Source organism: Streptomyces sp. NPDC028305 (genome assembly GCF_055569495.1).
The window spans coordinates 83,714-108,947 of record NZ_JBVHTN010000005.1 but is presented as its reverse complement, the minus strand read 5'-3'; the positions used below and the strand labels follow the sequence as shown (position 1 = coordinate 108,947).

The 25,234-nt window shown below is 73.7% G+C and carries 17 protein-coding genes and 1 riboswitch; of the genes, 6 read left to right on the top strand and 11 right to left on the bottom strand.

Going from position 1 to position 25,234, the window contains the following annotated elements:
* Window positions 1–33: 33 nt before the first annotated feature.
* The gene (locus ACZ4WQ_RS21465) at window positions 34–2,868 is read right to left on the bottom strand and encodes a bifunctional acetate--CoA ligase family protein/GNAT family N-acetyltransferase (RefSeq protein ID WP_358847730.1); all 2,835 of its coding nucleotides are present in this window, start codon (window positions 2,866–2,868) and stop codon (window positions 34–36) included.
* A 209-nt stretch (window positions 2,869–3,077) separates the two neighbouring features.
* Here ACZ4WQ_RS21465 and ACZ4WQ_RS21460 point away from each other — a divergent pair, with 209 nt between their 5' ends.
* On the top strand, window positions 3,078–3,359 hold the full coding sequence (locus ACZ4WQ_RS21460; protein WP_311723768.1) for an HPr family phosphocarrier protein: 282 nt from the start codon (window positions 3,078–3,080) through the stop codon (window positions 3,357–3,359).
* Window positions 3,360–3,575: 216 nt separating this feature from the next.
* Here ACZ4WQ_RS21460 and ACZ4WQ_RS21455 read toward each other — a convergent pair whose 3' ends face one another.
* From ACZ4WQ_RS21455 to ACZ4WQ_RS21440, 4 genes are all read right to left on the bottom strand, one after another.
* Entirely contained in the window at window positions 3,576–4,334 is a 759-nt protein-coding gene (locus ACZ4WQ_RS21455) for a GntR family transcriptional regulator (protein ID WP_398373686.1), read from the bottom strand.
* A 226-nt stretch (window positions 4,335–4,560) separates the two neighbouring features.
* The gene (locus tag ACZ4WQ_RS21450; RefSeq protein WP_311723770.1) at window positions 4,561–5,385 is read right to left on the bottom strand and encodes a M23 family metallopeptidase; all 825 of its coding nucleotides are present in this window, start codon (window positions 5,383–5,385) and stop codon (window positions 4,561–4,563) included.
* 13 nt (window positions 5,386–5,398) lie between these two features.
* Window positions 5,399–5,597: riboswitch (cyclic di-AMP (ydaO/yuaA leader) on the bottom strand.
* A 297-nt stretch (window positions 5,598–5,894) separates the two neighbouring features.
* Window positions 5,895–7,277 (bottom strand): M16 family metallopeptidase, encoded by a 1,383-nt coding sequence (locus tag ACZ4WQ_RS21445; RefSeq protein ID WP_311723885.1) that lies wholly within the window; start codon window positions 7,275–7,277, stop codon window positions 5,895–5,897.
* Between the two features lie 20 nt (window positions 7,278–7,297).
* On the bottom strand, window positions 7,298–8,692 hold the full coding sequence (locus tag ACZ4WQ_RS21440) for a M16 family metallopeptidase (RefSeq protein ID WP_358847729.1): 1,395 nt from the start codon (window positions 8,690–8,692) through the stop codon (window positions 7,298–7,300).
* A gap of 339 nt (window positions 8,693–9,031) precedes the next feature.
* Between ACZ4WQ_RS21440 and ACZ4WQ_RS21435 the strand changes: the two genes are divergently transcribed.
* Window positions 9,032–11,485 (top strand): DNA topoisomerase (ATP-hydrolyzing) subunit A, encoded by a 2,454-nt coding sequence (locus ACZ4WQ_RS21435; RefSeq protein ID WP_398373685.1) that lies wholly within the window; start codon window positions 9,032–9,034, stop codon window positions 11,483–11,485.
* Between the two features lie 172 nt (window positions 11,486–11,657).
* Here ACZ4WQ_RS21435 and ACZ4WQ_RS21430 read toward each other — a convergent pair whose 3' ends face one another.
* Complete coding sequence (locus ACZ4WQ_RS21430) at window positions 11,658–12,536, bottom strand: alpha/beta fold hydrolase (protein WP_398373684.1); 879 nt, start codon at window positions 12,534–12,536, stop codon at window positions 11,658–11,660.
* 185 nt (window positions 12,537–12,721) lie between these two features.
* On the opposite strand from ACZ4WQ_RS21430, the gene ACZ4WQ_RS21425 reads away from it, so the two are divergent.
* From ACZ4WQ_RS21425 to ACZ4WQ_RS21410, 4 genes are all read left to right on the top strand, one after another.
* Complete coding sequence (locus ACZ4WQ_RS21425; RefSeq protein ID WP_398373683.1) at window positions 12,722–14,740, top strand: AfsR/SARP family transcriptional regulator; 2,019 nt, start codon at window positions 12,722–12,724, stop codon at window positions 14,738–14,740.
* A gap of 146 nt (window positions 14,741–14,886) precedes the next feature.
* Window positions 14,887–15,924, top strand: coding sequence for a sucrase ferredoxin (locus tag ACZ4WQ_RS21420; protein WP_398373682.1), 1,038 nt, complete (start codon window positions 14,887–14,889; stop codon window positions 15,922–15,924).
* A gap of 79 nt (window positions 15,925–16,003) precedes the next feature.
* Entirely contained in the window at window positions 16,004–17,674 is a 1,671-nt protein-coding gene (locus ACZ4WQ_RS21415; protein ID WP_311723776.1) for a sensor histidine kinase, read from the top strand.
* Window positions 17,675–17,696: 22 nt separating this feature from the next.
* On the top strand, window positions 17,697–18,425 hold the full coding sequence (locus ACZ4WQ_RS21410; protein ID WP_398373995.1) for a response regulator: 729 nt from the start codon (window positions 17,697–17,699) through the stop codon (window positions 18,423–18,425).
* 9 nt (window positions 18,426–18,434) lie between these two features.
* Here the strand turns inward: ACZ4WQ_RS21410 and ACZ4WQ_RS21405 are convergent, their stop codons facing one another.
* From ACZ4WQ_RS21405 to ACZ4WQ_RS21385, 5 genes are all read right to left on the bottom strand, one after another.
* Window positions 18,435–20,039: a solute symporter family protein gene (locus ACZ4WQ_RS21405; protein ID WP_361186122.1), complete on the bottom strand. Its 1,605-nt coding sequence runs from the start codon at window positions 20,037–20,039 to the stop codon at window positions 18,435–18,437.
* Complete coding sequence (locus ACZ4WQ_RS21400) at window positions 20,036–20,497, bottom strand: DUF485 domain-containing protein (RefSeq protein WP_398373681.1); 462 nt, start codon at window positions 20,495–20,497, stop codon at window positions 20,036–20,038. Before ACZ4WQ_RS21400 ends, ACZ4WQ_RS21405 begins: the two co-directional genes overlap by 4 nt.
* Window positions 20,498–20,674: 177 nt before the next feature.
* Window positions 20,675–21,409 carry a response regulator transcription factor gene (locus ACZ4WQ_RS21395; protein WP_398373680.1) on the bottom strand — a complete coding sequence of 245 codons (735 nt, stop codon included), beginning with the start codon at window positions 21,407–21,409 and terminating at the stop codon, window positions 20,675–20,677.
* A 115-nt stretch (window positions 21,410–21,524) separates the two neighbouring features.
* Entirely contained in the window at window positions 21,525–22,676 is a 1,152-nt protein-coding gene (locus tag ACZ4WQ_RS21390) for a sensor histidine kinase (protein WP_398373679.1), read from the bottom strand.
* Window positions 22,677–22,822: 146 nt separating this feature from the next.
* Entirely contained in the window at window positions 22,823–24,952 is a 2,130-nt protein-coding gene (locus ACZ4WQ_RS21385; protein ID WP_361186118.1) for a DNA gyrase/topoisomerase IV subunit B, read from the bottom strand.
* Window positions 24,953–25,234 lie beyond the last annotated feature (282 nt).

The window sequence follows — 25,234 nt, the reverse complement described above, 5'->3', positions numbered from 1 at the left end:
CCGGCGCCCATGCCGGCCATGCCCACGGCGGGGTCAATAGCTGGGGAGGTGGCGGGGGCCGAGGTCGGTGCGCGGGGGTGGCGGGGCCAGCCGGACGGCCGCGCCGAGCACGGACAGGCCGTGCGGGGCGACGACGACCGGTTCCAGGTCGACGCCGACCACCTCGGGATGGTCGTCCACCAGTCGGGACACCCGCAGCAGAAGCTCCTCCAGCGCCGCGGTGTCGACGGGTCTTGAGCCGCGCCAGCCGAACAGGAGCGGCGCGGTCCGGATGGATCTGATCAGCTCCGCGGCGTCCCGGTCGGTGGCCGGGACGAGCCGGTGCGCGGTGTCGCCGAGCAGCTCGGAGGGGGCTCCGGCGAGCCCGAAGGAGAGCACCGCCCCGGCGGCGGGGTCGATGGCGGCCCGTACGACGGTGTCGACGCCGCGCGGGGCCATCCGCTGCACGACGAGCCGCAGCTCCTCGGGGGCGCCGAGGTACCCGGTCAACTCGGCGTAGGACCGGCGCAGTTCCGCCTCCCCGCCGAGGTCGAGCCGCACACCCCCGAGGTCGGCGCGGTGGCGCAGCTGGGGCGCGGTGGTCTTGAGGGCGACGGGGAAGCCGAGCCGGGCCGCGGCCCGTACGGCGGCGTCCGGGTCGGGGGCGGGGAACGCGGGCAGCACGCTGACGCCGTAGCGGGCGAGGAGGCGCTGGGCGTCGGGGGCGGACAGGCTGACGGGGGGCGGGGCCGGGACCTCGGGGCGGGGGCCGCCGGGCGGGGCCGCCTCGGTCGAGTCCGACGGGGCGAGCAGCACGTCGATGTCGGCCGCGGCCCCCGCCTCGTCGATGTCCTCGTACTGGGGCACCCGCCCCGGCTCTTCTTCGGCCTGCCGGCGCCACCGCGCGTACCCCACGGCCTCGGCGAGGGCCCGTACGGCGCGCTCCGCGGCCGGGTACGCGGGGATCCGCGGGGCCGGGAAGGGTTCACCGCCCTCCTGTCCCCCGTGTGCTCCGGGGGCGCCCCAGGGCGCGGCCAGGGCCTCGACGAGCCCCGGGATCTCCAGGTGGACCACCGCCACCGGCTTGGCCGCGCCGCCCGCCGCCGCCTCGGCGGCCGCGCCCCGCATCGCCCCGGCGAGGTCGGCCGCGTCTGCGTCGCCGACCCAGGGGATGGCGGTGACGACGACCGCGTCGCACGCGTCGTCGGCGAGGGCCGCTGCCAGGGCCCGCCGGAAGTCGTCGCGGGCGGCGGCCGTGGTCAGGTCGCGGGGCGGCAGCGGGCGCAGCCCCTCGGCGAGGCAGGCGTCGTAGGTGAGCAGCCCCAAGGACTCGGAGTTGCCGAGGATGGCGATGCGCGGGCCGGCGGGGAGCGGCTGGGAGCCGAGCAGCAGCCCGGCGTCGACGAGCTCGGTGACGGTGTCGACCCGGATGACGCCCGCCTGCCGCAGCAGGGCGGAGACGGTGGCGTCCGGGATGCCGGTGGCGGGCACGGCGTGGCCGGTGGGGGCGCTGCCGCTGTGCCGGGCGCCCTTGACGACCACGACCGGCTTGACCGCGGCCGTGCGCCTGGCGAGCCGGGTGAACTTGCGGGGGTTGCCGATGGACTCGAGGTACATCAGGGCGACGTCCGTCCGCGGGTCGTCGTACCAGTACTGGAGGAGGTCGTTGCCGGACACGTCGGCGCGGTTGCCCGCGGAGATGAAGGTGGAGACCCCCGCGGTCCCCGCGCCGCGCCGGTCGAGACCGGAGAGCAGCGCGATGCCTATCGCCCCGGACTGGGTGAACAGGCCGAGCCGGCCGGGGGCGGGCAGCCGAGGCGAGAGGGAGGCGTTCAGCCGCACGCCGTCGGCGGTGTTGATGATGCCGAAGGCGTTGGGGCCGATGATCCGCATGCCGTAGGTGCGCGCCTGGCGGACCAGCTCGCGCTGGCGGTCGCGGCCCTCGGGCCCGCTCTCCGCGTAGCCGGCGGAGACCACGACGAGGCCCTGGACGCCGTGTTCGCCGCAGTCCGCGACCACGGACGGCACCTGGTCGGCGGGGACGGCGACGACGGCGAGGTCGACCGGCCCGTCGATCTCGCGGATCGAGCGGTGGGCCGGGACGCCCTCGGGGTCCAGCCGCTTCCACTCCCCGGGGAAGCGGCGGTTGACGGCGTGGACGTGCCCGGTGAACCCGCCGTCCAGGAGGCCGCGCAGCACGGTGCGGCCGACGCCGCCCGGGGCCCGCCCGGCGCCGATGACGGCGACGGAGCCCGGGGCGAGCAGCCGCTGTACGGAGCGGGCCTCGGCGCGCTGCTCGCGGGCGCGCATGACGGCCAGGGAGCGGTCGGTGGGTTCGAGGTCGAGCTCCAGCCGGACGACGCCGTCCTCGAAGCTGCGCTTCTGGGTGAAGCCCGCATCCGTGAACACCTTGATCATCTTGGTGTTGGCGGGCAGCACCTCGGCGGCGAAACGGCGGATGCCGCGCTCGCGGGCGACGGCGGCGATGTGCTCGAGCAGGGCGGAGGCCACCCCGCGGCCCTGGTGGGCGTCCTGGACGAGGAAGGCGACCTCGGCCTCGTCGGCCGGGCCCGTCGCGGCCAGGCCCTGGCCGTCGATCCGGTCGTAGCGGACGGTGGCGATGAACTCGTCCCCGACCGTGGCGGCCAGGCCCACCCGGTCGACGTAGTCGTGGTGCGTGAAGCGGTGGACGTCGCGATCGGAGAGCCGGGGGTAGGGCGCGAAGAAGCGGTAGTACTTGGACTCGTCCGAGACCCGTTCGTAGAAGCTGACCAGGCGCTGTGCGTCGTCGGCGGTGATCGGGCGGATCTGGGCGGTACCGCCGTCGCGGAGCACCACGTCGGCCTCCCAGTGGGCCGGATAGGCGTGGGTGTCGGACGGGGGCCGCATGGGGCCCAGCCTACGGCGCGGGTGGAGAGGGGTCCGGACATCCGAATGGCGGACCCCTCTTGCGTGAAGAGGAGGTGTCGAGGGAAGGTCCGTATCGGACCCGTACGGGCACGCTCGGGCCCACTCGGACACCTTCCGGGCAGACCCAGACACCGACACCGTATGATTTGGTCTAGACAACAACCACACCGCTTCTGAAGGGCAACACCATGGCTGAGCGCCGCGTCAACATCGGCTGGGCCGAGGGCCTGCACGCCCGCCCCGCGTCGATCTTCGTCCGGGCGGCCACCGCCTCCGGCGTCCCCATCACGATCGCCAAGGCGGACGGCACCCCGGTCAACGCCGCGTCCATGCTCGCGGTGCTCGGCCTCGGCGCCCAGGGCGGCGAGGAGGTCGTCCTCGCCTCGGAGGCGGATGACGCCGAGGTCGCGCTCGACCGTCTGGCCAAGCTGGTCGGCGAGGGGCTCGAGGAGCTGCCGGAGACCGTCTGACTGGCTCCGGCTCCGCCGTCGGCGGATCGATTCGGCACGGCCGCGCAGCGCGGCCGCGGTGCCCCATTCCGGGCGACCGCGGCCGCGTTGTTTTATGTTTTCCGCCCGCGCTCCGCACACACCACCTGAATACGGGGACACGAAATCAGCGGCCACGGAAATCCACGGCCGCGACACATCGGCGATAATTCCAAGAAGTTGTATACGGGGCCGCTGTTAATTCCGCGCGCCCGCATTGTTTACGGAATGTTTCGAAGTCCTCACGCGGGGGGGACGGCGCAGCCGGTATTCCGACATCGAGCGCTCGGCGTGAGCCGCGGCGAGCGTCCGGGCGCGGTCGGCGTCGCCCCGCGCCACCGCGTCGACCAGCGCCCCGTGCTCGCTCCAGGACTCGACGGCCCTGAGCGAGAAGTCGGGGCGTCCGGGGCCGCCCGGGACGGGCGGCGCGGACCGGCGGGGCTCCACCGCGTACACCCAGGCGATCTTGCGCCGCAGCTGCACCAGCAGCCCGGCCAGGCTCGGGCTGCCGGACGCCTGGGCCAGCGTCTCGTGGAACCAGTCGCTCAGCGACCGCAGTTCGCCCAGCTGACCGCGCTGGGCCCGCTCCTGGCCCAGCCGGACCAGGCCGCGCAACACCTTCAGATGCGCCTCGGTGCGGCGCTGGGCGGCCCGGGCGGCGCCCAGCGGCTCCAGCAGCGCGCGGATGTCCAGCAGGTCGGCGGCCTCCCGGTCGGACGGCTGGGCCACGCATGCGCCCGCGTGCCGGCGGGTGGTCACGAAGCCCTCCGACTCCAGGGTGCGCAGGGCCTCGCGCACGGGCACACGCGAGACGCCGTACCGCCGGGCGAGGACTTCCTCGGTCAGCCGGCTGCCCGGCGCGAAGGTGCCGGAGACGATGTCGTCGCGGATCGCCGTACACACCGCGTGCGCCGAAATCCGGCGGCTGCCGTGGACCGCGGTCGTATCGCCGTTCACTTACGGTCCCGCATTGTCGAACCTCCGCCTTAATCTCCGCGAAACGCAGCCGATTGACGCGTGTTCAGCGACTCTATTCTAAGCGGCTGGAATTTCCGATGGGCGGGGGGATTTCATGGATATTTTTTGGCCAGGGCGAGCGGACGGACAGCGGGCGGACGGACAGACAGACAGACCGAAGGCCCCGGGTCCGTGGGACCGGGGCCTTCGGGCGGCGTGCGGTTGATCAGATGTTGACGCCGTGCGAGCGCAGATAGGCGACGGGGTCGATGTCCGAGCCGTAGTCCGGGCTCGTGCGGGCCTCGAAGTGCAGATGCGGCCCGGTGACGTTGCCCGTGGCGCCGGACAGGCCGATCTGCTGACCGGGGGTGACCGCCTGGCCGACGGAGACGCTGAGGGACGACAGATGCGCGTACTGGGTGTAGGTGCCGTCGTTCATCTTGATCACGATGTTGTTGCCGTACGCGCCGCCCCAGCCGGCCTCGACGACGGTGCCGGAGCCCACGGAGTGCACCGAGGTCCCGGACGCGGCGTGGAAGTCCACCCCGGTGTGGCTGCCGGAGGACCACAGGCCGCTGGAGGCCTGGTAGCTGGTGGAGAGGTACGAGCCGGAGACCGGCAGCACGAACATGTTCAGCCGCTTGCGCTCCGCCTCGCGCGCCGCGCGCTCCTTGGCCTCACGCTCCTGCTTGGCCTTCTTCGCGGCCGCCTCCGCCTTGCGCTTCGCCTCCGCGGCCAGCCGCGCGGCCTCCTTGCGGGCGTCGGCCTCGGCCTGCGCCTTGGCGGCGGCCTCCGCGGCGAAGGACTGCTGGGTCTCCGCCTGGGCGGCGACCTGGTCGGCGAGCTCGTCGCCCATGGCGACCGCCTGGCGCAGCCCGGTGTCCTCGGCGCCGCGCCCGTCGTCCGAGGCCGCGAGCGCCGGGGCGGCGAAGCCGGCGACCACGCCGGAGGCGGCCAGTGTGGCTATGCCCGCCAGGTTGGCGCCGGAGCGGGCGGTACGGGGGGCGCGTCCGGGGCGGCGGTGCTTCCCGGTGGTACGGGTGATCGCCATGAAGCGGCGCACTCCTTTCCTTCCCTCTCGCCTACCGGGTTAGCTGACGGGTTCGGAGCAGGAAGGTCTCCTACGGGCCCCTCGCCCCTCGCGGGGAAGGCGTCCGATTCACCCCTGGGAATCGCCCCTCCGGCGCCGCGGGCGGCAACGGGCGAGGCTGGTTCCCCGGTTCCCCTGGCTCGCGCCGTACGGGGATTCGGCGATGGTTGTCCGTGCCGCGGGCGCGGCGTGTCTCGGGCGGGCAACCGGACTGACGCTAAGCGGGACCGCTTTCGATCACCAAACGGTTCCGCTCTTTTGTTGGTTTCCCCACAGACACGCCCATCCAGATGGGCAACCTCTGCTATAAAGCGGGCGAAACGACCGGTGAAACGGCAACAAAAGGAAACCCCGGCGCCTGAAACGGCGCCAGGGTCCTTGTCCCGGCGGCCCGTTCGCCCAGCTCGCGAGGGCGGCCGGGCGCGTCGGCCTCACGTCAACCTGGGGTAAACCCCCGGGTCATCTCCAGGTCAGCCCTGGATGACGCTCACCTCGCCGATGCCGAGCTCCTTGACCGGCTCCTCGATCTTCGAGGCGTCGCCCACGAGCACCGTGACCAGCCTGTCGGGCGGGAAGGCGCTCACCACCGCGGCCGTCGCCTCCACCGTGCCGGTCTCCGCGAGGCGCGCGTACAGGTGCGCCTGGAAGTCGTCCGGCAGGTGCTGCTCGACCTGGTCGGCCAGCGTACCCGCGACCGCGGCCGCCGTCTCGTACTTCAGCGGGGCCACCCCGACGAGGTTCTGCACGGCGACATCGCGCTCGGCGTCCGTCAGGCCCTCCTCCTTGAGCGTGCCCAGCACCTTCCACAGGTCCTCCAGGGCGGGACCGGTGACCTCGGTGGCCACCGAGCCGCTGATGGCCAGCATCGCGGCGCCCGTGGCCCCTCCAGAGGCGTCCGGGGCCGCCGAGCGGAGCACCTGGCCGAAGGCGCGCACGCCGTAGGTGTAGCCCTTCTCCTCGCGCAGCACCCGGTCCAGCCGGGAGGTGAGGGTGCCGCCCAGGCAGTAGGTGCCCAGCACCTGGGCGGGCCAGATGCGGTCGTGGCGGTCGGCGCCGATCCGCCCGATGAGCAGCTGGGTCTGCACCGCGCCCGGCCGGTCGACGATGATCACCCGGCCGGTGTCATCGGCGGTGATCGGCGGCATGGAGCGGGGCTCGGCGGCGCCGCCCGTCCAGGCGCCGAGGGTGTCGGCCAGCGCCTTGTCGAGGTCGACGCCGGTCAGGTCGCCGACGACCACGGCGGTCGTGGTGGAGGGGCGGACATGCGTCTCGTAGAAGGCCCGCACGGCCGCGGCGTCGATGCCCTCGACGGTCTCCTGGGTGCCCTGGCGCGGGCGGGACATCCGGGACTCCGCCGGGAACAGCGTCTTGGACAGTGCCATCGAGGCGCGCCGGGCCGGATTGGCCAGCTCGTGCGGGATCTCGTCCAGGCGGTTGCGCACCAGCCGCTCGACCTCGCCCTCGGGGAAGGCGGGCGCGCGCAGCGCGTCGGCCAGCAGGCCGAGCGCCTTGGGCAGCCGGGAGACGGGGACCTCCAGGGACACGCGGAGGCCGGGGTGGTCGGCGTGTGCGTCCAGGGTGGCGCCGCAGCGCTCCAGCTCGGCGGCGAACTCCTCGGCGGTGTGCTTGTCGGTGCCCTCGGACAGCGCGCGGGCCATGATCGTGGCGATGCCGTCGAGCCCGGCCGGCTCGGCGTCCAGCGGGGCCGCGAGGTTGACCTCCACGGCCACGACCTGCTGGCCGGGGCGGTGGCAGCGCAGCACGGCCAGCCCGTTGGACAGCTCGGCGCGCTCGGGGGCCGGGAAGGCCCAGGGCTTGGCGGCGCCGCCCAGCGGCTGCGGGTGGAAGGTCATCGTGGTGGTGACGGCGTCGCTCACTGGGCCGACTCTCCTTCTGCGTCGTTGTCGTCGGCTGCCGCGTCGTTGTCCGTGTCCGTGACGGCGTCGGCCTCGGCCTGCTCGGCGCCCTGGAGCGGTTCGTACACCAGCACCGCGCGGTTGTCGGGGCGCAGCCTGGCCTGGGCCACGGCCCGCACCTCCTCGGCCGTCACCTGGAGCACGCGCTCCACGGCGGTCAGCGCCAGCTGCGGGTCGCCGAACAGCACCGCGAACCGGCACAGCTCGTCGGCGCGGCCGCCGACCGTGGCCAGCCGGTCCAGCCACTCGCGCTCCAGCTGGGCCTGGGCGCGCTCCATCTCCTCCGGGGTCGGCCCCTCCTCGGCGAACCGGGCCAGCTCCTCGTCGACCGCGGCCTCGATGTCGGGCACCTCCACGCCGCCCGAGGTCTTCACGTCCAGCCAGCCGAGTGAGGGGGCGCCGGACAGCCGCAGCAGGCCGAAGCCCGCGGCCACCGCCGTACGGTCGCGGCGCACCAGGCGGTTGTGCAGGCGGGAGGACTCCCCGCCGCCCAGGACGGTCAGCGCCAGGTCGGCTGCGTCGGCCTCGCGGGTGCCGTCGTGGGGCAGCCGGTAGGCGGCCATCAGGGCGCGGGCCGGGACCTCCTCCTCGACGACCTCGCGCAGCTGTCCGCCGATCACCTCCGGCAGGGTGCCGTCGCGGGGCGGGCGCTTGCCGTCGTGGGAGGGGATGGTGCCGAAGTACTTCTCGATCCAGGCAAGAGTCTGCTCGGGGTCGATGTCGCCCACGATCGCCAGCACCGCGTTGTTCGGCGCGTAGTACGTGCGGAAGAACTCGCGCGCGTCCTCCAGGGAGGCCGCGTCCAGGTCGGCCATCGAGCCGATCGGGGTGTGGTGGTACGGGTGGCCCTCGGGGTAGGCCATGCCGACCAGGCGCTCGAACGCGGTGCCGTACGGCACGTTGTCGTAGCGCTGGCGGCGCTCGTTCTTGACGACGTCGCGCTGGTTCTCCAGGCTCTCCTCGTCCAGCGCGGTCAGCAGCGAGCCCATGCGGTCCGCCTCGAGCCACAGCGCCAGCTCCACCTGGTGGGTCGGCATCGTCTCGAAGTAGTTGGTCCGCTCGAAGCTGGTCGTCCCGTTGAGCGAGCCGCCGGCGCCCTGCACCAGCTCGAAGTGGCCGTTCCCCTTCACCTGCGCCGAGCCCTGGAACATCAAGTGCTCGAAAAGGTGAGCCAGCCCGGTACGCCCCTTGACTTCGTGGCGCGAGCCGACGTCGTACCACAGGCAGACCGCCGCGACCGGGGTCAGGTGGTCTTCGGAGAGCACCACCCGCAGGCCGTTGGCCAGCCGGTGCTCGGTCGCTGTCAGGCCGCCGGAGCCGGCTTGTTCCGTGGCCGTGTGACCCATGGGCATGTACGTCCCTTCGATCGCGTGATGGAGCGCGTGCGAGCCGCGTGAAGTGCGGTCCTGTCACTGTATGCAAGCGCACGGACATCTGGCGAAGTTCCCGCCGGGCGAATCTCGCCGGCGGGCCGCCGGAACACCGCGCGAGCGGCTCCCGGCGCGCCCCCGGCGTGCCCCTGGGGCACCGCCCAGCGGTAGTCGGGGGAGCTCCCAAGACGGCTCCGCGGGGGCCCTGGGAACGGTCGGCGAGGGGGCGTTGACCATGGCCCGTTCCACACTTGTCTGCGGTCCGGTCCACAATGGTCGGCGTCAGATCCCGCCTCGGCAGTTGAAGGAGCCGCAAGCGCGATGGCCCGCCGCAGCACAAAGACCCCTCCGCCGGACGACTTCGAGGAGCGCATTCTCGACATCGACGTCGTCGACGAGATGCAGGGCTCCTTCCTTGAGTACGCGTACTCGGTCATCTACTCGCGCGCCCTTCCCGACGCCCGGGACGGGCTCAAGCCGGTGCACCGGCGCATCCTCTACCAGATGAACGAGATGGGCCTGCGGCCCGAGCGCGGCTTCGTGAAGTGCGCCCGGGTCGTCGGCGAGGTCATGGGCAAGCTGCACCCCCATGGCGACGCGTCGATCTACGACGCGCTGGTGCGTATGGCCCAGCCCTTCTCGATGCGCGTCCCGCTGGTCGACGGCCACGGGAACTTCGGCTCCCTGGGCAACGACGACCCGCCCGCCGCGATGCGCTACACCGAGTGCCGCATGGCCTCGGCGACCTCGCTGATGACGGAGTCGATCGACGAGGACACCGTCGATTTCACCCCCAACTACGACGGCAGCGAGCAGGAGCCGGTGGCGCTCCCCGCCGCCTATCCCAACCTGCTGGTCAACGGCGCCTCCGGGATCGCCGTCGGCATGGCGACGAACATGCCCCCGCACAACCTGGGCGAGGTGATCGCCGCCGCCCGCCATCTGATCAGGCACCCGGGCGCGGACCTGGACGCCCTGATGCGGTTCGTGCCCGGCCCCGACCTGCCGACCGGCGGCCGGGTCGTGGGCCTGGGCGGCGTCCGGGACGCGTACGAGAAGGGGCGCGGCACCTTCAAGATCCGCGCCACGGTCGCGGTGGAGGACGTGACGGCACGCCGCAAGGGCCTGGTCGTCACCGAACTGCCCTTCGCGGTCGGCCCCGAGAAGGTCATCTCGAAGATCAAGGACCTGGTCGGCGCCAAGAAGCTCCAGGGCATCGCGGACGTCAAGGACCTGACCGACCGCGAGCACGGACTGCGCCTGGTCATCGAGGTCAAGAACGGCTTCAACCCCGAGGCCGTGCTGGAGCAGCTCTACAAGCTGACGCCGATGGAGGAGTCCTTCGGCATCAACAATGTCGCGCTGGTGGACGGCCAGCCGCTCACGCTCGGGCTCAAGGAGCTGCTGGAGGTCTATCTCGACCACCGCTTCACCGTGGTGCGGCGGCGCAGCGAGTTCCGGCGCGGCAAGCGGCGGGACCGGCTGCACCTGGTCGAGGGGCTGCTGGTCGCCCTGCTCGACATCGACGAGGTCATCCGCATCATCCGCTCCAGCGACAACGCGGCGCAGGCCAAGGAGTCCCTGATCGCCCGCTTCGGGCTCTCCGAGGTCCAGACGCAGTACATCCTGGACACCCCGCTGCGCCGGCTGACCAGGTTCGACCGGATCGAGCTGGAGTCGGAGCGCGACCGCCTCAAGGCGGAGATCGAGGAGCTGACCCGGATCCTGGATTCGGACGCCGAGCTGCGCAAGCTGGTGTCGGCGGAACTGGCCCAGGTGGCCAAGAAGTTCGCCACGCCGCGCCGCACGGTGCTTCAGGAGTCGGCGAACGCCCCGGTGACCGCGGTGCCGCTGGAGGTCGCCGACGACCCGTGCCGGGTGCTGCTGTCCTCCACCGGCCTGCTGGCCCGCACGGCCAACGGTGAGCCGTTCCCGGGCGAGGGGCAGGCCAAGCGCGTCAAGCACGATGTGATCGTCTCGGCGGTCCCGGCCACGGCCCGCGGGGACCTGGGGGCGGTGACCTCGTCCGGGCGGCTGCTGCGGCTCGCCGTGGTCGATCTGCCGATACTCCCGGAGACGCCCGGGGCCCCGAACCTGGCGGGCGGGGCGCCCATCGCGGAGTTCCTGACCCTGGAGGACGGCGAGGAGCTCGTCTGCCTCACCACGCTCGACGAGTCCTCACCCGGGCTCGCGATCGGCACGGAGCAGGGCGTCGTCAAGCGCGTGGTCCCCGACTACCCCGCCAACAAGGACGAGTTGGAGGTCATCGGCCTCAAGGAGGGCGACCGGATCGTCGGCGCGGTGGAGCTGCGCACGGGCGAGGAGGACCTGGTCTTCATCACCGATGACGCACAGTTGCTGCGCTATCCGGCCGCCCAGGTGCGGCCGCAGGGCCGCCCCGCGGGGGGCATGGCCGGCATCAAGCTGGGCTCGGGCGCGAAGGTGATCTCGTTCACGGCCGTCGACCCGGCGTCCGACGCGGTGGTGTTCACGGTCGCCGGCGCGCACGGCACGCTCGACGACTCGGTGCAGCAGTCGGCCAAGCTCACGCCGTTCGACCAGTACCCGCGCAAGGGCCGGGCGACCGGCGGGGTGCGCTGCCAGCGGTTCCTGAAGGGCGAGGACTGCCTGGTCCTGGCCTGGGCGGGCGCGACACCGGCCCGCGCGGCCACGCCTACCGGAACCCCGGTGCCGCTGCCGGAGCCCGATCCGCGCCGCGACGGCTCGGGAGTGCCGCTTGCGAAGGCGGTGTCGGTGCTGGCCGGCCCGGTGTAGGGGCCGGTGCGGACGGGGCGGGCTCGTCGTAGCGCGCCGTCGTCGTGACCGTCATGGCCGCGTCGGCCGGGCCGTCGTCGTACGGCCCCGCCGCCGCGGCCGTTCAGGGGCGCCCCTGTCGCTCGAGCGACTCGGGGGCGCCTCGGCTGTCCGGGCGACGCCGCCCCGGCCTTCAGCGGGCGAGCAGGGCCCGCAGGGCCTTCACGATGTCCGCGGGGGCCTCCTCGGCCATGAAGTGGCCGCAGGTGACGGTGGTGTGCCGCAGATCCGGCGCCCACGCGCCCCACAGCGCGGCCGCGTCGTAGCCCAGAGCGGCACCCCAGTCCTGCTGGAGCACGGTGACCGGCATCCGCAGCCGGCTGCCGGCGGCGCGGTCGGCCCGGTCGTGGTCGGTGTCGATCCCGGCGGAGGCGCGGTAGTCGGCGACGATCGAGGGCACCGCCTCGCGGCAGGCGTCCAGGTACGCGGCGCGGACGTCGGCCGGGACGGCACGCGGGTCGCCCGCCCACAGGTCGAGGAAGTGGCCGAAGAAGGCCTCCGGGGCGGCCGAGATCAGCCGCTCGGGCAGCCCGGGCGGCTGGGCCATCAGGTAGAGGTGGAAGCCGACGGCCGCGGTGGTGCCGTGCAGCGCCTCCCACATGTCCAGGGTCGGCAGCACATCGAGGCAGGCCAGGTGGGTGATCGCCGCCGGGTGGTCGAGGCCGGCGCGGAAGGCGACCAGCGCGCCGCGGTCGTGCCCGGCCAGCGCGAACCGCTCGTGGCCCAGCTCTCGGGCCAGGGCGACGATGTCGGCGGCCATGGTGCGCTTGGCGTAGGCGGTGCCGTCGGGGTCGGCGGGCTTGTCGCTGGCGCCGTAGCCGCGCAGGTCGGGGCAGATGACGGTGTGGTCGGCCGCGAGGTCGGCGGCGACGTGCCGCCACATCAGGTGGGTCTGCGGAAAGCCGTGCAGCAGCACGATCGGAGGGCCCGAACCGCCGACGGCCGCGTGGAGGGACACTCCGTCGGCGACGGGGACTCGCTGATGGTCGAAGCCGGTGATGACAGGCGCCATGGTTCCGCCTCTTTCGTGGGGCTGGGAGTTTGGTGCGGCTGGGAGTTTCGTGGGGGCTGGGAGTTTCGTGGGGGCTGGGAGTGAGGATCCGCCGTTGTCGTCAGCGTGCCGGGCGCGGATGAGCGGCGGATGAGCGAGCTACCGTGGCCAGGGCGCTGCCCCGGGTCCGGAAAGGGTGGTCAGGCGTGCGGTTCCTGTTCGGCGTGCTGGGTCCGGTGGCGGCCTGGGACGGGGCCGGGGGCGCGATCGCCTTGAAGGGGCCACGGCATCGCGCGGTGCTGGCCCGGCTGATCGTCGCCCGCCGCCGTGTCGTCCCGGTCCGCCGCCTGGCCGAGGACCTGTGGACGGAGCCGCCCGCCGACGCGGTGGGCGCGATACGCACCTTCGTGGCCGCGCTGCGGCGCAGCCTGGAACCGGAGCGCCCGCCCCGCGCTCCGGCCCGGCTGCTGGTCACCGAGGGGCCGGGATACGCGCTGCGCGCCGACCCCGGCGCGGTGGACGCCTGGGGCTTCGAGCGGGCGGTGGCCGCCGCCGCGGCGCTGCCTCCCGAGGACGCGTTCGTACGGCTGGACGAGGCGCTGGAGTGGTGGCGCGGGCCCGCCTACGCGGAGTGCGCCGACGAGCCCTGGGCCCGCGCGGAGCGCTCCCGCCTGACGGAGCTGCGGCTGCACGCCGTCGAGCGGCGGGCCGAGGCCCGGGTCGCGCTGGGCCTGGCCGCCGAGGCGGCGGCCGACCTGGACGCGCACGTGGCCGAGCACCCCTGGCGCGAGGGCGCCTGGCGGCTGCTGGCCCTGGCGCTGTACCGCTCCGGCCGCCAGGGCGACGCGCTGGCGGTGCTGCGCCGCGCCCGCGCGCTCCTGGCCGAGCAGCTGGGGGTGGACCCCGGCCCGCGGCTGCGCGGCCTGGAGGCGGACATCCTCGGCCACGCCGCCCACCTCGACCCCGGCCCGGCCGGGGCGGCGGGGCGGGTGTGGGCGCGTACGGCCGCCGCCTACGACCGCACCGTGCCCTCCGGCGCCCGGGCCCGTCTGGAGTCGACGGTGGGGCTGCTGCGCAGCCTCGCGGTGACCGGCGGCAGCGGCCTCCAGACCGCCCGGCGACACCGCGTGGCGGCCATCACGGCGGCCGAGGAGCTGGCCGACGCGGAGCTGACGGCCCGCGTGATCGGCGCGTACGACGTCCCGGCAGTCTGGACGCGGGTCGACGACCCCGAGCAGGCCGCGCAGGTCGTCGCGGCGGCGGAGCGCGCCCTGGCCACCCTGTCGCCCGGCGGGCACGAGGCGGCCCGGGCCCGGCTGCTGGCCACGATCGCCCTGGAGTCGCGGGGGACCCGCGCCGCGCGCGGGCCCCAGGCCGCCCGGCAGGCGGAGGAGCTCGCCCGCCGCCTGGACGACCCCGCGCTGCTCGCGTTCGCCCTCAACGCCACGTTCATGCAGACCTTCCACCACGCCGGTCTGGCGCCGCGCCGGGACGCGATCGGCGCCGAGCTGATCGCCCTGTCCGCCCGGCACGGCCTGACCACCTTCGAGGTCCTCGGCCACCTCGTCCGGCTCCAGGCTCGCAGCGCGCTGGCGGACTTCGCCGGGGCCGACCGCCACGCGGCCGCCGCGGACCGCCTGGCCGAGCGCCATGAGCTGCCGCTGGTCGGCGTGTTCACGCGGTGGTACGCCGCGCTGCGGCTCGACGCGACGGGCGACGCGACGGAAGCAGCGGCGGAGGCCGCCTACCGGAGCGCCGCCGCGCGGCTGGACGGCGCCGGCATGCCCGGGCTGGAGCGCGGTCTGCTGCCGCTCGCGCTGCTGTGCCTGCGCACCCGGCGCACGCTGCCCGTCCGGTCCAGCCCGCACAACGACCCGCACACCGACCCGCACACCGACCGGCACACCGACTGGGGGCCCTACGCGCCCTGGGTCCGCCCCCTGGCGCTGCTGGCCCAGGACCGCCGCGACGAGGCCGCGGCGGCGCTGCGCGAGGCCCCGGACCCACCGCGCGACCTGCTGTTCGAGGCGCTGTGGTGCCTGACAGCCCGGGCGGCCGTCGCCGTCGGCGACCGGGAGACGATGGAGCGCGCCCACCGCGAGCTCACCCCCGCGGCGGCGGAGCTGGCCGGGGCGGGCAGCGGCCTGCTGACCCTCGGGCCGATCTCGGCGTATCTGAGCGATCTCGCCACGGCCCTGCGGCACCCGGGCCCCGGCCGGCGCTGAGGCCTCCGGGCGGCCCCGGCGCAGGCCCGCCCCGGCCCGCGGCCGCCCCCCTCGGAACCCGCCCGCACCCAGCACAAACGCGCCTCGCACCCCCAGAGGCGCGCCTTCGGAAGCCGACGGCCGCAAGAGAGGTTAGGCTTACCTTCGTGAGCACGTGCGCGACCGCCTCCCGTGATCTGTCCGAGCCGCTCGCCGGGACGGCGACCACCGCCACCACCTGGCTTCTGCTCGAACAGCCCGGCCCCTGGGGGGCCGAGGCCCTGACCGCCAGCCATCTGGCCCCGGCCGTCGGCCGCGCGCTGGAGCGCGCCGTCAAGGACACCGGAGTCCGGGTCGCGCTGATCCGGCGCCCCGGCCGGCACCCCGACTGCCACACCCACCCGCGGCAGCGGGTCTTCATCGCGCACACCCGCCCGGGCCGCTCCTGGATCCGTACCACCACGCTCACCGAGCCCGAGCGGCTGCTCGCCCTCGACTTCGGCGCGCTGGGCGCGGGCGACCCGGGCGGTCTGCGCCCCGTGGCCACGGGCCCCGGCCAGGCGTGGGAGCAGTACACCGGCGACCCCCTGGTGTTCGTGTGCACCAACGGGAAGCGCGACCGCTGCTGCGCCATCCTCGGCCGGCCGCTGGCCGCCGAGCTCATCGCCTCCGGCGCGCGCGGCACCTGGGAGATCACCCACATCGGCGGCCACCGCTTCTCCCCCACGCTCATGGTGCTGCCGCACGGCTACGCGTACGGCCGGGCCACCGCGCAGTCCGTCCAGGAGGTGCTGGACGCGCTGCGCGAGGGCACGGTCGTCACCGAGGGCTGCCGCGGCCGGTCCACCTGGGAGCGCCCCGGCCAGGCCGCCGAGCTGGCGATCCGCGAGCTGACCGGCGAGGCGGGGGCCGACGCGCTGACCGTGCTGCGGACCGAGGGCGCCGCCCCGGCCTGGACCGTGACCGTCGAGCACACCGACGGCCGGCTGTGGCGGGTCGGCGTCGTCCAGGTCGCCGCCGCGCCGCCGCGCCCGGAGAGCTGCGGGTCCGTCCTGGGCTCCCCGGCGCGGATGGACGTCGTCGGAGTGCGGGCGGTGCGCGCCTCGCGGCCGGTGCCGCCCGTCGCCGCCACGGCTGTGACGCAGCCATCAATTGAGGAACCCCCACGGCGAGCAACCACCTCCGCGAGAGTGGCGCCGGTTTAGACACAAAGGCGCCGGTTTAGGCACAAAGAGGGTGTCCTGGCGCAGTGCCGGGGCCCGCTCTTGGTTACCCTTCCGTGGCATGAGCGCCGCGATACCCCGGGGGCCGCGCGCCGAGGCCCCAAGGTGGCGCATCGGCTGGCCCCGACGTGTCTTCTCCCAGGTCCTGCTGATGCAGCTGACCATCGCCACGGGTGTCACGGTGCTCGCGACCGGCCTCTTCCTCGCCCGGCTCGGCTCCCAGCTGGACGACCAGGCCATGCGCCGTGCCCTCGCCATCGCCCAGACCACGGCCTCCGCCCCGAATCTCACCGACGCCATCGAGCACACCCGCCCCGCCCCCGACGGCCCGGTCCAGGTCCAGGCGGAGCGGATCCGCCGGGCCACCGGTGCCGAGTATGTCGTGATCATGGACAAGCGTGGCGTGCGCTGGTCCCACACCTCTTCCGAGGAGATCGGCCGGCATGTCTCCACCGACCCCAGCGACGCCCTCGCCGGCGAGGAGGTCATGGAGATCGACAACGGCACGCTCGGCCGCTCGGCCCGCGGCAAGGTCCCGCTGCGCGACGAGCACGGCCGGATCGTCGGCGCCGTGTCGGTCGGCATCTCGTACAACAGCGTGCGCGACCGGCTCATCGGGGCGGTGCCGGGGCTGCTCGCCTACGCGGGCGGCGCGCTCGCGGTGGGTGCGGTCGCGGCGTACGTGGTGGCCCGCAGGCTCCGGCGCCGCACCCACGACCTGGCCTTCTCCGATATCTCCGCGCTGCTCGCCGAGCGCGAGGCCATGCTGCACGGCATCCGCGAGGGGGTCGTCGCCCTCGACGCGCGCGGCCGCATCCGGCTGGTCAACGACGAGGCACAGCGGCTCCTGGACCTGCGCGCCGAGGACACCGGGCGGCCGCTGGACGAGTTGCTGCCGCCGGGCCGTACCACCGATGTCCTCGCCGGGCGGGTCACCGGATCCGATCTGCTGACCGTCAGCGGCGGCCGGGTGCTGGTCGCGAACCGGATGCCGACGGACGACGGCGGGGCCGTGGCCACCCTGCGCGACCGCACCGAGCTGGAGCGGCTGGGCCGTGAGCTGGACGGCACCCGGGGGCTGATCGACGCGCTGCGCGCCCAGGACCATGAGCACGCCAACCACCTGCACACCCTCCTCGGGCTGCTGGAGCTCGAGCTGTACGAGGAGGCGGTGGAGTTCGTCACCGAGACGGTCGGGGTGCACCGCGCCACCGCCGAGCAGGTCACCGAGCGGGTCCACGACCCGCTGCTGGCCGCATTGCTGGTCGGCAAGGCCACGGTCGCCGCGGAGCGCGGCGTCTCGCTGCGCATCGCCGAGGGGACGCTGCTGCCGGACCGGCTGGTGGACCCGCCGGGCCTGGTGACGATCGTCGGCAACCTCATCGACAACGCGCTGGACGCGGCGGCCGGGACGGCCGACCCGCTGGTCGAGGTGGAGCTGGCCGCCGACGACACGGCGGTGGTGCTGCGGGTCTCCGACAGCGGGCCCGGTATCCCGGCCGACCGGCGCGATGTGGTCTTCGCCGAGGGCTGGTCGACCAAGGAGCCGCCCGCGCACCGCAAGCGCGGCATCGGCCTGCCGATGGTGCGCCGGCTCGCCGAGCGGCAGGGCGGCAGCGTGCGGGTGACCGACCGGGACGGCGGGGGCGCGGAGTTCACGGTGGTGCTGCCCGAGGCGCTGGCCGAGGAGCCGAGCGGGGCACAGCTGAGCACGACAGGAGAGCCGCGATGACGGAGGTACGGAGGTGACGGCCGTGAACGGCAGGGGCGGCGTGGGTGGGCCGGGCGGCACGGGTGGCGCGAGCAGCGCCATCAATGTGTTGGTCGTGGACGACGACGTGCGCGTGGCCCGGGTCAACGCGGCGTATGTGGAGAAGGTGCCCGGCTTCCGCGTCGTGGGGCAGGCGCACACGGCCGGTGAGGCGCTGGCCTTCCTGGACCGCGCCGCGGTCGACCTGGTGCTGCTGGACCACTATCTGCCGGACGGGACGGGCCTCGCGCTGGTGCGGCGGCTTCGCGAGCGCGGCCACCACACCGACATCATCATGGTGACCGCCGCCCGCGACATCGCCACCGTCCAGGCCGCGATGCGCCATGGCGCGCTCCAGTACCTGGTCAAGCCCTTCACCTTCGCCGGGCTGCGCGCCAAGCTCCAGGGCTACGCGGCGCTGCGCCGCGCGCTGGAGGGCGGCGGCGAGGCCGGGCAGGACCAGGTCGACCGGATCTTCGGCGCCGTGGGCGGCGCCTCGGCGGGCCCGGCGGAGCTGCCCAAGGGCCACTCCGCGCTCACCGCCGACCTGGTGCGGGAGGTGCTGCGGGGCGCCGAGGGCCCGCTGTCGGCGCAGGAGGTCGCCGAGCGGTCCTCGCTCAGCCGCCAGACCGCCCAGCGCTATCTCAAGCTCCTGGAGCGCACGGGCCGGGTCCGGCTCAGTCTGAAGTACGGCGAGACGGGGCGCCCGGAGCACCGCTACGCATGGGTGTGACCCGGCGCGTCAGGCCGCTCCCGCCCCGGTGAGGGCCCTTACCTCCGTCTCGGCGTACTTGGCGGCGTGCCTGGAGTGGGCGCCCCGCGGTGAGGTGACCGTGCCGAACCAGCCGGCGAGGAAGCCGAGGGGGACGGAGACAAGGCCCGGATTCTCCAGCGGGAAGACATGGAAGTCCACGCCCGGGAAGATCGCCTCCGGGCCGCCGGACACCACCGGGGAGAGCACCACCAGCACCAGCGCCGGAAGCAGCCCGCCGTAGACGGCCCACACCGCGCCGCGCGTGGTGAACCGCCGCCAGAAGAGCGAGTACAGCAGCACCGGGAGGTTCGCCGAGGCGGCGACCGCGAACGCCAGCCCGACCAGGAAGGCCACATTGAGGTCCTGGGCCAGCAGCCCCAGCCCGATGGCGGCCGCCCCGATCCCGACGGCCGCGATCCGCGCGACCGCGACCTCGCTGCGCGGCGTACGGTGCGCGCGGCGGCCCAGCGAGGCGTACAGGTCATGGGCGACCGAGGCGGAGGAGGCCAGGGTGATCCCGGCGACCACGGCGAGGATGGTGGCGAACGCGACGGCGGCGACCGTGGCGAACAGCACCGTGCCGCCGGTCGACCCGGCGCCCCCGCCGAGATCCAGCGCGAGCAGCGGGACGGCGGTGTTCCCGGCCGGGTTGGAGCTCCGTACGGCGCCGCCGCCCAGCACGGCGGCGGCGCCGAAGCCGAGCACGATGGTCATCAGATAGAAACCGCCGATCAGCCCGATGGACCAGATGACCGAGCGGCGGGCGGCCCGGGCGGTGGGCACGGTGTAGAAGCGGGACAGGATGTGCGGCAGCCCGGCGGTGCCGAGGACGAGGGCGAGTCCGAGGCTGATGAAGTCCAGCCGCGCGGTCCATCCGCCGCCGTACTTCAGGCCCGGGGCGAGGAAGTCCCGGCCATGCCCGCTGTGCCGCGCCGCCGCGCTGAGCAGGGCGTCCACATCGCCGTGGAAGCGGACCAGGACCAGGGCGGTGAGCGTGGCCGCCCCGGCCATCAGCAGCACCGCCTTGACGATCTGGATCCAGGTCGTGGCGCGCATCCCGCCGAGCGCCACGAAGATCACCATCAGGGTGCCCACCCCGATGACCGTCCAGGCGCGGGCGCGCGGCCCGGTCTCACCGAGCAGCAGGGCGATCAGGCTGCCCGCCCCGACCATCTGGGCCACGAGGTAGAGCACGCACACGGTGACGGAGGAGACGCCCGCGGCGATCCGGACCGAGGGCTCGCCCATCCGGGCGGCCAGCACATCGGCGAGGGTGAACCGGCCGCAGTTGCGGACCAGTTCGGCGACCAGGAGCAGCACGATCAGCCAGGCCACGAGGAAGCCGACGCAGTACAGCACGCCGTCGTAGCCGTAGAGCGCGATGAGGCCGGAGATGCCGAGGAACGAGGCGGCCGACATGTAGTCGCCCGCGATGGCGAAGCCGTTCTCCATGGGCGAGAACAGCCGCCCGCCCGCGTAGAACTCCTCCGGAGAGCCTTGCCGACGACGCCCCGCCCAGGTGGTGATGGCGAGCGTGGCCGCGACGAACACGCCGAAGAGCAGCAGCGCCAGGCTCTGCTGATTGCCCGTCACCGGCCGCGCCCCCGCATCATCTCCTGCGTCACCCAGCGGAGCTCCAGCGCGACCTGGTCCCGGCGCAGCCGGGCGTGGCGGGCGTACGCCCAGGTCAGCAGGAAGGTGGTGGCGAACTGGGCCAGCCCGGCGACCATCGCGACATTGAGCGCGCCGACGACGGGGCGGGCCATCAGACCGGGCGCGGTGGTCGCCGCGACGACGTACCCCAGATACCACAGGAGGAAGGCGGCGGCCGCGGGGAAGACGAAGCGGCGATAGCGTCTGCGCACCTCCTGGAAGGCGGCGCTGCCGTGCACCTCGGTGTAGATGTCCGCCGCGGCGGGCGGGCGCGCGCGACGGGCTCCGCGGTCCTCCCTCTCCCCCTCGCCCGCACCCCAGCCGGAGGCGACCGTGTCGTACCAGGGGTCGCCCAGCCCGACCGCCCCGGCGTCGCGCGCGTTGTGCTGCATGTCCACCCGAACACTCCTTGCTCCACTGCCGCATTGGCCGCGTGCCAAGGATGGAGGGGGCGCGAGACCCCGGACCCCGCAATAACGGACGTTCACCCCATCAGGTGACTCAGGTGACGAACATCCTGGAACCGGGACCGGAGCCGGAGCTGAGATCGGGGCCGGAATCGGGGCCGGAACGGGTCAGGAGGCCGGGTCGAAGCCGGGTGGCCGGGCGATCCCGCTGCGGTAGGCGTAGCGCACGGCCTGGGCGCGGTCGCGGACCCGCGCCTTGGTGAAGAGGTTGTTGATGTGGGTCTTCACGGTCGCCGGGCCGATACGGAGCCGACGGGCGATCTCCGCGTTGGACAGCCCCTCGGCGACCAGGGCGAGCACCTCCGCCTCGCGGGGCGTCAGCCCGTCGGGCAGCGGGCCGGGGGCGCCCACGGCCGCCGCGGGCGCACCGCCCGGCGCCCCCGTGGCACCCTCCTGCACCAGCCGCTCCAGCAGCCTCCTCTGCACCTGCGGCGACAGCGCGGCCTGCCCGGACATCACGTCCTCGACGGCGCGGGCGATCTCCTCCGCGTCCGCGTCCTTGGTCACATAGCCGCGGGCGCCCGCCTTCAGGGCCGGGAAGAGCCACTCGTCGTCGGCGTAGGTCGTCACCACCACGACCTGGGTCGCGGGGTGCTCGGCGCGGATGCGCCGGGTCGCCTCGACGCCGTCGCAGCGCGGCATCCGCAGATCCATCAGCACCACGTCCGGGGAGACCTCGGCGACCAGCCGCAGCGCCTCCTCGCCGTCGCCCGCCGAGCCGACGACCTCGATGCCGGGCAGCAGCCCCAGCAGCAGCACGATGCCCTCGCGCACCATGATCTGGTCGTCGACGACCAGCACCCGCACCACGCGCGGGCCCGTGGCGCCGTGCCCTTCGCTCATGGCCCTGTCCCCCATGCCGTCCCCGCTCCTGCCGTTCCCGCTCCTGATGGCGACGCTCCTGATGGCGACGCGGCGTCACACCCGTACGCCGTCATACCAGTACGCCGGTGGACCGTCACGCCGGGACCCGCAGGCGTACGACGAAGCCTCCCTCGGCGGGTCCCGCCTCGAGCGTGCCGCCGAGGAGTTCGGCGCGCTCCCGCATCCCCCGCAGGCCGTATCCGGCCCCGGTCGCCGCCGGGCCGCCGGAGGGCGCCTGGCGCGCCCCGCCGTCGCGTATCTCCAGGAGCACCTCGTCCTCCTGGTAGGCGAACCGCACTTCCACCGGGGCGCCCGGCGCGTGCTTGCGGACGTTGGTCAGCGCCTCCTGCGCGACCCTCCGCACCGCGAGCCCCGTCTCGGCGGCCAGTTCGCGCGGCTCGCCCTCCGTCTCGAAACGCGCCCCCTCGGTCGCGGCGGACTCCCGCAGGAAGTCCTCGACCGGCGCCGTCTCGCCGCGCAGCGCGTGCAGCGCCTGGCGGGTCTCGGCCAGGCCGTGGCGCGCCATCCGGCGGGCCGCCACCACCCGCTCCAGCACCATCTCCTGGTCCCGCCCGCGCTCGATCAGCAGCCTGGCCGCCTCCAGATGCACCAACTGGGCGGACAGGCTGTGCGCCAGCACATCGTGGATCTCCCGGGCGATCCGGGCCCGCTCGGCGAGCGCCGCGCTCTGCGCCTCGGCGCTGCGCGCCGCCCGCTCCTGCTCCAGCAGCAAGTAGGCGGTGCCGCGCGCCTCCTCGTCCACCCGCAGCGAATAGCCGATGAGCACGAGGCCGGCGCCGATGGCCGGGCCGGTCAGCGGGCCGTGGTCGACGGTGAGCACGAAGGAACCGGCGGCCACGGTCGAGGCAGGCAGCGCGGCCATCAGCGGCAGCCGCTCCATCGCATGGATCGCGCCGACGATCCACGCCACGACCGCCGGGGTATCGGCGCCCACGGCCCACAGCGCCGCGCCCGCGGCGAGCAGCAGGGCGAGCAGGCCGAGGGCGGGGCCCAGCCGGCGGTCGACGGTGACGCGGCGGAACGCGTGCACCGTGGCCCCGCAGCCGGCGACGGCCGCGAGCAGGGCGATCCGCTGCCACACCTCGAAGGAGCCGTCACGGGCCACGTTCCAGATCAGCAGGCCCGACCCGACGATCGACATCCCGCAATTGATCACCAGCCGGACCTTGGGCAGGCCCTGGCCCGTGAGCGCCTGCCGCGAGGGCCACTGCGTCCATCCGCTCATCGGCCCTCCCCGGCTCCGGACGCTCACGACGCTACGCAATGCCCTCCGCCGAGCGAATCGGCCTCCGGTCGGGCGCGGGTGGAGAACGCCCCTCCACCCTGGGGTGGAGAGGCGCCTCGCGTTTCCGCGCCCGTCAGGGTCCTCCGTCAGGCGTCGATACGCGAACGGTCCAGGGTCGCCGCCGAGTTGGTGATGAACTCCTTGCGCGGCGCGACCTCATTGCCCATGAGCAGGTCGAAAACCTGCTCGGCCGCCTCCAGGTCGCTGATGTTGATCCGCCGCAGGGTGCGGTGGCGCGGATCCATCGTGGTCTCCGCGAGCTGGTCGGCGTCCATCTCGCCCAGACCCTTGTAGCGCTGGATGCCGTCCTTGTAGCGCACGCCCCGGCGCTGGAAGTCCAGCAGCGTCTCCTGGAGCTCCTTGTCCGAGTAGGTGTAGACGTACTTCTCCTGCCCCCGCTTGGGGTTGACCAGCTCGAGCCGGTGCAGGGGCGGCACGGCCGAGAAGACCCGCCCCTCCTCGACCATCGGCCGCATATAGCGCTGGAAGAGGGTGAGCAGCAGGATGCGGATGTGGGCGCCGTCGACATCGGCGTCGGCGAGGAAGATCACCTTGCCGTAGCGCGCCTGGTCGATGTCGAAGGTACGGCCCGAGCCCGCCCCTATGACCTGGATGATCGAGCCGCACTCGGCGTTCTTCAGCATGTCGGAGACCGACGCCTTCTGAACGTTGAGAATCTTGCCCCGGATCGGCAGCAGCGCCTGGAACTCGGAGTTCCGGGCGAGCTTGGCCGTGCCGAGCGCCGAGTCGCCCTCGACGATGAACAGCTCGCTGCGGTCCACGTCGTCGCTGCGGCAGTCGGCCAGCTTCGCGGGCAGCGAGGAGGACTCCAGCGCAGTCTTGCGGCGCTGTGCCTCCTTGTGCTGGCGGGCCGCGATACGGGTGCGGGCGGCCGCCACGATCTTGTCCAGCACGGCGCGGGCCTGCTGCTTGGCGTCCCGCTTGGTGGAGGTGAGGAACGCCTTGAGCTCCTTGGCCACCACATTCGCCACGATCCGGGAGGCCGCGGAGGTGCCCAGCACCTCCTTGGTCTGCCCCTCGAACTGCGGCTCCGCCAGCCGCACGGTCACGACCGCGGTGAGGCCCTCCATCGCGTCGTCCTTGACGACGTCGTCCTCGGCGACGCGCAGCAGCTTGGCGCCGCGCAGCGCCTCGTTCACCGTCTTGGTCACCGAGCGCTCGAAGCCGGCGACGTGGGTGCCGCCCTTCGGGGTGGCGATGATGTTGACGAAGGACTTCATGGTGCTGTCGTAGCCGGTGCCCCAGCGCAGCGCGATATCGACACCGAGCTCGCGCGTGACCTCGGTGGGTGTCATATGGCCGCGCTCGTCCAGGACCGGCACGGTCTCCTTGAAGGTGCCCTGCCCGGACAGCCGCAGCACGTCGCAGACGGCCTTGTCCTGCGCCAGGTACTCGCAGAACTCGCTGATGCCGCCGTCGAACCGGAAGATCTCCTCCGAGTGGCCTGCGCCGTCCCCGCCCTCGGGGGTCCGCTCGTCCCGGACGATCAGCGTCAGGCCCGGCACCAGGAAGGCCGTCTGGCGGGCGCGCGCGTACAGCGTCTCCAGGGAGAGCTTGGCGTCCTTGAGGAAGATCTGCCGGTCCGCCCAGTAGCGGATGCGCGTGCCGGTGCGGCTCTTGGGAACCCGCTTGCCCTTGAGGAGGCCGCTCGACGGGTCGAAGGGCGCCTCGGGGCCGCCTTCGGTGAAGATGCCCGGGACACCTCGCCGGAAGCTGATGGAGTGCGTCTTGCCGTCCCGGTCCACCTCCACGTCGAGCCGGGAGGACAGCGCGTTCACCACGGAGGCGCCGACGCCGTGCAGACCGCCGGAGGCCGCGTACGAGCCGCCCCCGAACTTGCCGCCGGCGTGCAGCTTGGTCATCACGACCTCGACGCCCGACAGACCGGTCTTGGGCTCGACGTCGACCGGGATACCGCGGCCGTTGTCCCGCACCTCCACGGAGCTGTCGTCGTGCAGGATCACCTCGATGCGGTCGCAGTAACCCCCGAGCGCCTCGTCGACGGAGTTGTCGATGATCTCCCAGAGGCAGTGCATGAGGCCACGGCTGTCCGTGGAGCCGATGTACATGCCGGGGCGCTTGCGTACCGCTTCGAGCCCCTCCAGGACGAGCAGGTGCCGCGCGGTGTAGTTGGAGCCGCCCCGGTCTGCTCCGGTCAGCAGCGCAGTGGACGGCACGGACGTGTCGGCGGTCACGCGGTTCGCTCCTCGCTGAATTTCTTTGTTGGCCCGGCTGGGGGCCGCTTGGTGGCAGGGTCGCCCGTCAGAGCGTACCGAGGCCTGATAGAGCCGTTGTGCCACCACCCATGAGAACGTCCATGCTAGTCCAGACTCCTTGACTTTCGCTCGTACGTTCGATCGCTCGTTGGAGTGACGCACACATCACGTTCCCTTTCAGGCATGAACCATTTAGGCTCCGGGCACGTCCTCAGCAACAACCGGCAACCCAGCCGGGAGGACAAATCCGACAAGCGACGT